6 protein-coding genes are annotated in these 11241 nt (G+C 76.9%); 1 reads left to right on the top strand and 5 read right to left on the bottom strand.

Annotation, left to right across the window (positions count from 1 at the left end):
* Positions 1-19: 19 nt before the first annotated feature.
* The 5 genes from B073_RS0108660 to B073_RS0108640 form a co-directional block, all read right to left on the bottom strand.
* Positions 20-2122 carry a SpoIIE family protein phosphatase gene (locus B073_RS0108660; protein ID WP_018537691.1) on the bottom strand — a complete coding sequence of 701 codons (2103 nt, stop codon included), beginning with the start codon at positions 2120-2122 and terminating at the stop codon, positions 20-22.
* Between the two features lie 235 nt (positions 2123-2357).
* On the bottom strand, positions 2358-5897 hold the full coding sequence (locus B073_RS39445) for an SAV_2336 N-terminal domain-related protein (RefSeq protein ID WP_051093954.1): 3540 nt from the start codon (positions 5895-5897) through the stop codon (positions 2358-2360).
* A gap of 3 nt (positions 5898-5900) precedes the next feature.
* Positions 5901-6851 (bottom strand): AAA family ATPase, encoded by a 951-nt coding sequence (locus B073_RS0108650; RefSeq protein ID WP_018537690.1) that lies wholly within the window; start codon positions 6849-6851, stop codon positions 5901-5903.
* Positions 6848-9046, bottom strand: coding sequence for a trypsin-like peptidase domain-containing protein (locus B073_RS48720; RefSeq protein WP_018537689.1), 2199 nt, complete (start codon positions 9044-9046; stop codon positions 6848-6850). Before B073_RS48720 ends, B073_RS0108650 begins: the two co-directional genes overlap by 4 nt.
* Entirely contained in the window at positions 9046-9459 is a 414-nt protein-coding gene (locus tag B073_RS0108640; RefSeq protein ID WP_018537688.1) for a CU044_2847 family protein, read from the bottom strand. The genes B073_RS48720 and B073_RS0108640 overlap by 1 nt, the downstream gene beginning before the upstream one ends.
* Before the next feature lie 308 nt (positions 9460-9767).
* On the opposite strand from B073_RS0108640, the gene B073_RS0108635 reads away from it, so the two are divergent.
* The gene (locus B073_RS0108635; protein WP_018537687.1) at positions 9768-11228 is read left to right on the top strand and encodes an SDR family oxidoreductase; all 1461 of its coding nucleotides are present in this window, start codon (positions 9768-9770) and stop codon (positions 11226-11228) included.
* The last annotated feature ends 13 nt before the right edge of the window (positions 11229-11241 follow it).

Raw genomic sequence — 11241 nt, 5'->3', positions numbered from 1 at the left:
CGCGACCCGGTACGGCGGGTCATGCCGTACCGCCCGGTCCGTCGTCCGTCGGCGCGAGCAGCAGCAGTGCCACGTCGTCCAGCCGTTCCGTACCGGTGCCGCGCCGGGTGAGGACGGCGTCGGCGAGACCGCCGGGGTCCGGGCACCGCGCCGCGGCCAGATCGGCGGCCAGGGCCGCCACCCCCTCTTCCAGATCGCCGCCGGGCCGCTCGACCAGCCCGTCGGTGTACAGCGCCAGCACCGCTCCGGGCGGCAGCGGGACGGGCGTGGCCGCGAAACGGGTGTCGGGCGCGACGCCCAGCAGCAGTCCGGGCGGCACCCGCAGTACCTCGGTGTGCCCGTCCGGGTGGCGCAGCACCGGCGGTGGATGCCCGGCGCTGGCCAGGCACGCCTGGTGGGTGCGCAGGTCGAGGTGGACGTAGAGGCAGCTGGTGAACAGCTCCGGGTCCAGGTCGGCGAGCAGCCGGTTGGTGCGGTTCAGTACCTCGTCGGGGGCCGCCCCGGCCGCCGCGAAGGCGTGCACGGCGGTGCGGGCCTGGCCCATCAGGGCGGCGGCCGCCGCGTTGTGGCCCTGTACGTCGCCGATCACCGCGGCCACCCGGTGCGCGTCGAGCCGGATCAGGTCGTAGAAGTCGCCGCCGATGTCCATCCCGCGGGTGGAGGGCAGGTAGCGGGCGGCGACCGACAGGCCCGGGACCGGTGGCAGCCGGTGCGGCAGCAGTCCCGCCTGCAGGTCGTGCGCCAGCTGCTGCTTGGTGTCGTAGAGGCTGGCCCGGTCCAGTGCCTGGGCCATCAGCCCGGCCAGCGAGGTCAGCACCTGCCGCTCCTGGGGGCTGAAGGTCCGCGGCTGCCGGTAGGCCAGCACACAGCAGCCGACCGGGCGGCCGGAGACGATCAGCGGCAGCACCGCCCGGGCCGCCATCCCGGTCAGCGCCGCCAGCCCCGGGAAGCGGGCCTCGGTCTCCTCCACGGAGCCGAGGAAGCTCGGCTCGCCGGTGGCCAGGGCGTCCACGGTGGGGGAGTTCGCACTGGTCAGCGGGAGGCCCTCGAACGCCTCCACGACCTCCGGTGCATAGCCGTGCTGGCCGATGGTCCGCAGCCGGCCCGCCTCCGCGGCGTACATCAGCATGGCCTGGGCACCGAAGGCCGGCACGATCTGCTCGGCGAACAGGTCGGTGACGTCCTTGACGCCCACCGCCTCGGTGAGCGCCGCCGCGAGGTGCAGCACGTGGTACATCTGCGCGGCCCGCAGCGGCATGGCCTCCGTGGGCCGGCGCGCCTCCGGGTCCGGCTCCTCGCCCGCGTCGCTGATCCACACGCTCACCCCGCGGCCGTCCGGGAACAGCCGGAACGTCAGCCACTGCCCCGGCGCACGGCAGGCGGTGAACGCGGCCGGGCGGCGGCTCATCACCGCGGCCCGGCAGCGGTCCTCGAAGACCGGGCCGGACAGCCACGGCAGCACCTCCCAGGGGCGGGCGCCGAGCAGCGCGGCCGCGTCCACGCCCAGCAGCGCCGCCGCGCCGGTGCTGAGCATGGTGACCCGCCCCTCCAGGTCGAGCCCGCAGCCGCCGCCCGGGAGCCGTTCGACGTAGTCGACGGTGGCCAGCGCCTCGGCCGGGTCGACGGCCCGCGCCGGGGGCGCGTGCACCACCAGCGGCGCATCCGGCGTGCCCGGCGCGGGCAGCAGCGCCGCCAGCCGCCGGCGGGCGCTCTCGAACGCGGCGCGCTCGGCCTCCGACAGCTCCGCCGGGTGCCCGGCCGGCCACAGCAACACCACCGCGCCCCGGCAGCGGGTCCCGTCGTTCAGCGGTGCCGCACCCAGTGCGAAGTCGTAGGGCAGCGCCACCGCGGTCCGGGGAAAGTCCCGGGCCAGCTGGCCGTGACCGGCCGCCCACACCAGGCGCTGCCGGCGGGCCGCCACCGCGACCGGGAGGGGGGCGGCCAGCGCGATCCGCTGCCAGGGGTCCAGCACCGGGGTAGGGATGCCGCTCAGCGCCGTCAGCCGCAGGACCGGCGCGTCGGGCGCCAGCTCGTACACCACGATCGAGGAGGCGCCGGTCTCCGCCATCGTCCGCAGCAGTTCCTGACCCAGCGGAGCCTGCCCGGTCCCACCGGTCGTCATGGCGCACCTGCCCACAGCCGCGGCACAGTGCTGACGTTACGCCGCCGGGCCGCCGGCGGCAGTCCCGGTCGTCGCCGCCACCCGGTGCGGTGGGGCGGCCGCGGGCTCAGGGGGTCGCGCGGCGGCGCAGCACCCCTGCCGCCGGGAACCACTGGGTCCGGACCGTCCAGGAAGCCTGCGTCCGTGGGACGGGCGAACCGCCCGCGTGAGCACGTTCGTCAGGGCCTGCGCACCCTCACTCCGGGCCCTCCGTCTCCCCGTCGCCGGGCGCGGCGAAGTCCTCCGCCACCAGCGCGGCGAGATCCAGGAACGCCTGGTACGTCCGGGACCGCAGCCGGGAGAGGTCGAAGCCGTTTTCGTGGTACCCCGGCTTGGGCGAGAGGCCGTCGTACCCCTGGTCGTCCAGGCGCGCGTCGTAGGGGACGAGGACCAGCCCGCCCGGATGGCCGCCGAACCGCTCCAGGACCCAGCCGTCCCGCAACGCGCGCTCCGGGCCGGCGAGATCGGTGACGACCAGGATCGCCCGGTCCGCGAGCGCCTCGTACCCGCGGGCCCGCAGGTCCGCCAGCAGCCGCTCGGCCCGGTGGAGGTCCGGCCATGCCTGCCGCGCCACCACGACCAGCCGGTCGGTCAGCCCGAGCACGGTGTCCCGCAGCGGCTCGCTGCGCAGCGCCGCCCGGTCCGCGAGGACGACCGGGAAGTGCCGGCCCAGCAGCTCCAGCGTCCGGCGGTACTCCGCGTCGTGGACCGGGGCGGAGGCGGTCCCGCCGAAGGGGCGGAGCAGCGCCCGCAGCCCCGAAGGGCCGTTGACGGTGAACGGCAGCACCTCCTCGTACTCCCGGAGCGTGGGCAGCGCGGGCAGCAGGTCCGAACGTGCCCCCGGGTGGCCGTCGAGATGCAGCCGGCGGGCCAGGGGGCTGCCGACGCCCTGGCCCGCGTCCAGCGCGATCACCCCGCCGCCGCGGGCGTCCGCCAGCACCGTCCCCAGGGCGACGGTGACGGTGGGCCGGCCGACCCCGGCGTCCACACCGACGAGCGTGGTGCGGTGACTGGACGGGAGCGGTGTGCGGATCGCCGCCAGCTTCCGCTCGTTGGCGTCCCGGCCCGTGGCGCCGAGCAGGAACCGGCGGCGGACGACCGGCCGCGCCGAACGCAGCGCCTCGGCCCACCGCGCCTCGGACCGCGGGTCCAGCGGGCTCGGCCCCGTGCTGTCGGGCGCGCCGGCCGCGGTGCCCTCCGTGGCGGGCGCCGGGGGAGCGCCGGTGGCGCCGTCGTCCCGTAGTTCCGCCGCCATCGGCACGTACCGGGCGAAGCAGTCGGCGACCTGGCCGGCCGTCGGCCGGGCGGCCGGGTCCTCGGCCAGGCAGGCGAGGACGATCTCCCGCAGCGGGCGCCAGGTGTCGCCCTGCCACAGCGCCATGTCCCCGCCGCCCGCCGCGAGCGGCGCGCGGTGCTTGTCGCCGAGCCGGCGCAGGATCTCCCCCAGGGACCGGACGTTGTCCGCCGTTGTGGGCACCGCCTCGGCGCCCCTGGCCCGGAACTCCCCGTCCACCACGCACCGCCCCAGGCCGGTCAGCATCAGCGAGCGCCCGACGACATGCACCGACCGCTCCGTCAACTCCGGCAGCACCAGGCCCTGCAGATGGCACAGGCGCACCGCGGCCGCCAGATGCCAGCCGTACGCGATCGACAGCAGGGTGTCGCGCCGCAGCCGGGAGCCGTGCTCCGGCCGCAGCAGCGCGCTCAACTGCGGCGGCGGCCCGGCGTCCGGGTCGTCGGACGGGGCGTAGACCCGCATCGCGAGATAGGGCGGCTCGCCGTCCGGGTCGGCCTCCAGCAGCCGCGGCGCGTACTGCCCGCCCAGGCGGCGCAGCGCGACGGCCTCCGTGGCCAGCAGCGCCCGTGCCTCGTCGGGCGGCACATCGGGCCGGACGACGCGGAGCGCGGCCTCCTCGCCGCGGGCGTCCCGCCCCAGGTAGACGAGCGAGCGGGTGCCGAGCCGGCGGCCGTGCAGGGTGTAGCGGCCGAGCCGGCGCGGATCGCGGGCGGAGAGCGGCCGCCAGCCGTCCGAGCCCACCGGCTGCATGCCGTCGTCCTCCTCGGGCACCGCGGCGAACGAGGCGCCCAGCCGGGCCAGCAGCCGCCGCTCCACCGAGGAGAACGCCCGCGAGCCGGCCGGCAGCCGGTCCATCCCGTCGGGGTGGGCGAGCCAGGCGGGGAAGTCGGGGGAGCGGCCGGCGAGTTGGTTCAGCCGGCGGCCGATCTCCCGCCCGGTGCGCAGGAGTTCCGGGGTGGCGACGGCGTCCAGCAGCGCGGATCTGACCGCGTCGGGGAAGTCGAAGATCCGGTGCTGGTCCCGCAGCGGACCGGCCACCGGCGCGGCCACCGGCCGCATCAGCCCGCCGAGGAACACCTCCGCCAGATGGGCGGTGTCCACCTCCACCGCGCGCTGCACCAGCCGCATCACCGGCACCGAGGCCGGGGCGACCGCCGCGAGGTGGGCGGCGAGGCGGTACGCCTCCGGGGAGGCCGCGGCCCGGAACCGGCGGACACCGTCCGTGCCGTCCTCCGCCGGCGGGCCGGGCGCCCGGCCGACCGGGCCGTCCAGTAGCGGCAGTTCCACCGTCCCGCCGGCCGAGGCCAGCAGCCGCGCCCAGGCCGCGACCGCGCCCGCCGAGCTCTCCAGCACCGGCACCGGCAGCCCCCGGAACGGCGCCAACTCGGCGGGCAGCACCGGGTCGTTGACGCTCCACGACGCCCCGGCGGCGCCGCGCCGGCGGGTCGTCACCCGCCAGCGGCCGGCCTGGATGCCGGAGCCCCGCCACAGTCGCGGCGGCAGTGCGTGCAGCACCGCCACCGGGCCCTGGGCCGACCAGCGTGCCAGCAGCCGGTGCAGCCGGCCGTCCCGCCAGGCCGCGCCCATCCCGTCGCTGAGCAGCAGCACCAGGGTCCGGCCCGACGGGTCGGCGAGCACCGACGGCGACAGCGTGCCGGCATCCGGGTCGAACGGGCGGCCCCGCAGCACCGGGGCGTCCGGGCCGCGGGTGTCCAGCCCGTGTACCCGGACCGTGCGGAACGCGCCGACCCGCTGCATCATCACCCGCCACTCGACCGCCAGCCGGCGCCACAGCAGCATCGACATCCCGTCGTCCACCAGCAGCACCAGGTCGAGCCAGCGCTCCTGGCCGGGGCGCAGCACCACGTCCGGCAGCCCGCTCTCGGCCAGTGCCGCGGCGGTCGCGGCCTCGTCGAACTCCTGGAAGCGCGTGGTGGCCCGGCGCTGCCGCAGCGGGCGCAGCGCCCGGCCGATGCGCAGCTCACCGGGGAGCGCCTTGGCCTCCGGGGCGCGCACCGGCAGCGCGGCACCGCTCGGCGGGGGCGGCGGCGCCGTGCCGATCGTCGCGCGGCGGGGCGCGGGGGGTGCCGGCGCGGCGTGCAGGTCACCGCCCAGGCGGTCCAGCGGGAGGATGTCGCGCGGGGCGCCCTCCGGGGCGTCTGCGGCCCGCGGCGGCGCCAACTGGGCCGTGGGCGGCGGGGGTTCGCCGGGTGTCCCCGCAGCGGCCGGGGGCGCGGTCAGGCCCAGGGCGCGGGCGACCGGCGCGGTGTCCTGCCCGGCGGGCAGCCGGGTGGCCAGCCACAGCGCGTCGAGCAGCGCATGCCGGTCCAGCTCGACGCCGGCCGCGGCGAACACCGCCCGCGCCGCACCGATGCGCGCGGTCCGCCTGCCGTCGCCGGCCCCGTCCCCGGCCCGCGTTCCGCCCCCGTCCGTCGCCATCGCTCAGACGGTCCCGCCGAGTTGATGCAGCACCGCGTCCAACAGCCCCTCGGCATTGAGGTCGACGCCGCCGGTGCGCAGGAACACCGCGTTCAGCAGCTGGTCGGTGGCGAGCTCGTCGCGGCCGCGGCGCTGGAGGAACTCCCGCAGCACATCGTCGACCCCCGTGAGCGACGCGTCCCCGAGGTGCGCCGCCACGATGGCCCGCAGCCGCTCCTCGTCGGGGGTGGGCAGGTCCAGCCGGACACAGCGGCGCAGGAAGGCCGGCGGGAAGTCCCGCTCCCCGTTGCTGGTGATCACCACCACCGGGAACTCGGTGCACAGCACCTTGCCGCGCTCCACCCGCACCGGGTCGTTGGAGTCCGCCGGCAGCACCTCCACCACCGACTGCGCCTCCGGCAGCCGGGCCAGCTCCGGGATCTCGAAGACGCCCTCCTCGAACACCGTCAGCAGGTCGTTGGGCAGATCGACGTCGCCCTTGTCCAGCTCGTCGACGAGCAGCACCCGCGGGCGGGGGCCCGGCACCAGGGCGGTGCCCAGCGGCCCGAGGCGGACGAAGCTCCCGATGGACGGCTCGGCCTCGCCCCGGTCGCGGCTGAGGGTGGTCTCCCGCAGCCGGCCGATGGCGTCGTAGCGGTACAGCGCGTCCTGCACGCCGGCCCGGCTGTTCACCGGCCAGCGCAGCACCTCGCCGAGATCCAGCTCGTGCGCGACGGCCCGGGCCAGCGACGACTTGCCGGTGCCGGCCGGCCCGGTGACCAGCAGCGGCCGCCGCAGGTGCAGCGCGGCGTTGACCACGTCGGCGTGCTCGGGGGCGATCAGATACGGCAGCGGGCCGGCGCCGCCGCGCGGGGGGCCGAACCGGCGCCAGGGCGGGGCGGGCGGCAGGACGGCCCGGTGCCGGGTGCCGTCGCCCTTGAACAGCCGCCAGTCGGCGGGGGGTTCGGGATTCACGGTGCCTCCGTCGGTTCGGACAGCTGGAGTTCGGGCAGGGCGCGGTCCGGGTCGGCCCAGGCGAGGACCGGTCTGCCGGTGTGGTCGGAGGGCTGGTGCAGGGTCTTGGCGCGGTAGGAGCGGACCTGCTCGGGCAGCGCCCGGGCCGGCGCGCCGGCCACCTGCCGGACGGCCGGTGAGGCGTCCTGCGCCGCCGCACGGTCCCACAGCACCACCGGCACCCCCATCGCCAGGCATACCTGGACCACCTCCCGCCGCACCGGTGCCGGCACCTCCACCGACACCCGGGCGGCATCGCGGCGCTCCAGCAGCATGCCGTAGACCTCGCGCACCTGGGTCGCACCGGTCAGCCGCAGCGGGTCGGCGGACTCCAGGCGCTCCCAGCGGTGGCGCCAGTCGGAGAGGAAACGCTCGTTGCGGCGCAGGAGTTCCGGACAGTGCACCACCAGCGCGTACTCCGCGCCGAGGACGCCGGGGACCAGCCCGCCCGGCTCGGTGAACTCCCACTCGTCCACCGGTATCTCCAGTCCGTCGCGGTCCACCAGCACCTCGACGACCGGACGGCCGGCGTCCGGATCCGTCCGGCACAGCCGCGCCAGCTCCCGCAGCACCTCCTTCGCGGCCTGAGCCGCGGTGCGGTCGCGGTCGGGCCCGGTGTCCGTACGGTGCAGCCCGCTCCCCATCCCGTCGTCGCACCACAGTCGCAGCCGGAAGGCGTCCGCGCCCACGGTGGCCAGATGCACCAGCAGTCGCGGCGGGGCGCTACGGCGCGCCCGGCCGCGCGCCCACTCCTCGGCGTCCGCCCGGCGCTCCCGCAGCGAACCCGTGGGGATCGCGAGCCGGGCGGCCACCCCGTCCGCCCACAGCCGCAGCCGGGCCCGCTCCGGTGCCGGGCACAGCACCGCGACGAACTCCACCGCCCGCAGCAGGCCCGGCACCCGCTGCTCCGACGGGCCGGAACGGCTGTCACCGGTGAACTCCTCCAAGGGGCCCAGCAGTTCACCGGCCGGGACCGTCCCGTGCGGCAGGCCGGTGGCCATCGGCAGCGCGGCCCGCACGGCCTCCGGCACCTGCTCGGCGACCGGGCGGGGCACCGCGTCCAGCAGCAACCGCAGCCGCTCGTGCTCCCGCGGCGACAGCAGCCGCGGCACCGGGGACAGCCGGCCCGCGGCCAGCAGCGACCCGACCGCCGCCGGGTCCCGGGAGCGCAGCGCCTCGGTGAGCGCCGCCAACGCCCGCTCCTCGGTCACCAGCACCCGCGCGAACTCCTCCGTCGTCGGCGCCGCCGGACGCGTCGGGTAGCCCAGCCCGCAGCGCTCGGCGACCGCCCGGGCGAACTCGCCCCGGGAGACCGGGGTGGGGAAGACGTCGGCGAGCAGATCCGCCAGCACCCCCGCGGCCGGATCGTCGTCCGGCTCCGCCCGGCCGAGCAGCGCCCCGGCGCCGGCGGCCCGCAGCTCGTCCGCGATCCGCTGCCACGGGATGCCCCAGCTGCGCCGGGTCAGGTGCCCCGCCTCGTAGGGCAGCGGACGGCCCGTCACCGGGTCGAGCGGCGGCATCAGGGCGGCCGCGACCAGCCCCACCACCGCGTCGTCGGCGTCCGACCACAGCGGCCCGCCGCTGTAGCCGGGCCCGATCGCCATCCCGGACAGCGCCCCGTCCAGATAGCCCACCCGCCCGTCGCAGGACCGCACCCGGACCTCTGCGAACGTCCCTCCGTGCGCGCTGCCGTGCCAGGCGCGGACCGCCTGCCCGACGCACATTGCCCGGAACTCCGGCACCGGCGCCCCCACCGGCCGCTGCGCGGGGGAGGGCTCCGCCAGGCTGAACCTGAGCACCGCGAGGTCGCCCGCCCACTCCAACTCGCCCGGGCCGGGCGGCCCTTCGCCGCCGTCGAGCCGCCGGGGCGGCAGCCAGTGGACCACCCGCGCCTCGCCGCCCACCTGCCCGGAGGGGCCGCGCAGCCGCACCCCCAGCACCGCGCCGTCCGGCCACGCGGCCTCGAACGCCCCCTTGCCCAGGGCGTCGTTGACGACATGGGCGCAGGTCAGCAGGTGGTCCCGGGCCAGCACCACACCGGCCCCGGCGGACCGGCCGTCGGCCGCGCTCAGGACGGAGACCACGCGGTAGCGGGGGTCCGCCGGGCCGCCGGCGTCGGCCCCGCCGCCCGGCCCCGGATCACGGAACCAGCCCATCACCGGGCCCGCTGCGGCCGCCAGGTAGCCGTGATCGTCAAGGACGCCTGCCCGTTGGCGCCGACGATGCCCAGCTTCAGGTCCTGGCCGACCTGCACCCCGAACTGCACCGACATCTCGTCCGGCGGCTGCTCGGAGGCGGTGACCGCGTCATGGATCTCCTGGAGCAGCGGGCCGAGCGGCCGGAGCGTGGTGCGCAGCGCCGCCACCGCGGTCGCCGCGGCCCGCTCGCCGCCGCGGGCCACCGGCACCGCCGGCCCCATCCCGTCCGGCAGGTCGGCCGCGGCGCCGCCGTCCGGCGCGGGTGCGGGGGTGTCCGCCGGCGCGACCTGCTGCGGTGCGCCGTGCGCCGGAGCGAGCTCCAGACGGACGGATGTCCCGTCGGCGAGCGTGAGTTCAGAGTGATTCGGCACGCACCCATTGTGCCGACCGGGGGCGATCATGACAGCGGAACGGCCGGATCGCCGATCGCATCGCGCGCCCCGCGGCGGGAGCACTGCGCAGTCGGCGCACTACCGTCCGCGACGGTTCCGTGGGTGCCGGAGCGCCCGGCCGACCCACCCCGCCCGTCCGGTCACCGCCCCGTCGCCGTCGCCGGTTTGGCGTAGCCGCCCGCCGCTACGTACAGTTCCGCCGAAGCTCGAACAGGCAGTCCCGAGGGTCCCGACAGCGGAACGCCCGGCCTGGAGAGACCGAACGATCCAGGAAAGCGGCAGCGGCGATGACGGTGACCGAAGAAGGCCGGGCCGAGGGCGCCGGAATCGACGCCCGGCGGATGGCGATCTGCCTGAGCGTCCTCGAAGAGCTGGACGAGCTGCCGGTGGACCACCCCGACGCGATCACCATACGTCGGGCCACCGCCGGCATCTTCCGTGAGGTCAAGCGCCGCCGCCGGCAGGAGCGCCGGGCCGCCAAGACCGCCCACGACAAGGCCGTCACCGAGGCCACCGCCACCGGTGCCGCCGACCGGATCGACGACGAGACCATGGGCCGCGCCCTGACCACTTCGGTGACCGGCGAGGTCGCCGGCATCCTGGAGCGGCCCCGCTCCTGCTACGTCTGCAAGGACCGCTACGTCGAGGTCGACGCGTTCTACCACCAGCTGTGCCCCTCCTGCGCCGCGGAGAACCGGGCGCGCCGGGAGGCCCGCACCGACCTCACGGGGCGGCGGGCGCTGCTCACCGGCGGCCGCGCCAAGATCGGCATGTACATCGCGCTCCGGCTGCTGCGGGACGGCGCGCACACCACCATCACCACCCGCTTTCCCAACGACGCGATCCGGCGCTTCACGGCGATGCCGGACAGCGCGGAGTGGCTGCACCGGCTGAAGATCGTCGGGATCGACCTCCGCGACCCCGCGCAGGTCCTCTCGCTCGCCGAGACGGTCAGCGCCGAGGGCCCGCTGGACATCCTGATCAACAACGCCGCGCAGACCGTCCGCCGCTCGCCCGAGGCGTACGCCAAGCTGGTGGAGGCCGAGTCCGCGCCGCTGCCGGCCGGTGAGCTGCCCGCGTCCGTCGTCCTCGGCCACTTCGGCAGCGGCACGCCCGCGCTGCCCGCCGCGGTGCCCGGCGGGCCGGCCGGGCTGACCGCCGAGCACCTCACCGCCCTGGCCCTGACCAGCGGCTCCGCCTCGCCCGCCCGGATCGAGGCGGGTACCGCGATCGACGCCGGCGGGCTGGTGCCCGATCTGCACGCGACCAACAGCTGGATCCACAAGGTGGACGAGGTCGACCCGGTCGAGCTGCTGGAGGTCCAGCTCTGCAATATGACCGCGCCGTTCCTGCTGGTCAGCAAGTTGCGCCCGGCACTGGCCGGCTCACCGGCCCGGCGCAAGTACGTGGTCAACGTCTCCGCGATGGAGGGCCAGTTCAGCCGCGGCTACAAGGGCCCCGGCCACCCGCACACCAACATGGCCAAGGCCGCGCTCAACATGCTCACCCGCACCAGCGCCCGGGAGATGCTGGAGACCGACGGCATCCTGATGACCGCGGTCGACACCGGCTGGATCACCGACGAGCGCCCGCACCCGGAGAAGATGCGGCTGGCCGACGAGGGCTTCCACGCCCCGCTCGACCTGGTGGACGGCGCGGCCCGGGTCTACGACCCGATCGTCCGCGGCGAACAGGGCGAGGACCTCTACGGCTGCTTCCTCAAGGACTACGCCCCGTCCCCGTGGTGAGCCGCGGCGGCCT

The sequence above is a fragment of the Streptomyces sp. MspMP-M5 genome (assembly GCF_000373585.1).
Classification (GTDB): Bacteria; Actinomycetota; Actinomycetes; order Streptomycetales; family Streptomycetaceae; genus Streptomyces.
The sequence above is the reverse complement of the archived record's forward strand: the minus strand, read 5'-3'. Positions and strand labels throughout refer to the sequence as shown.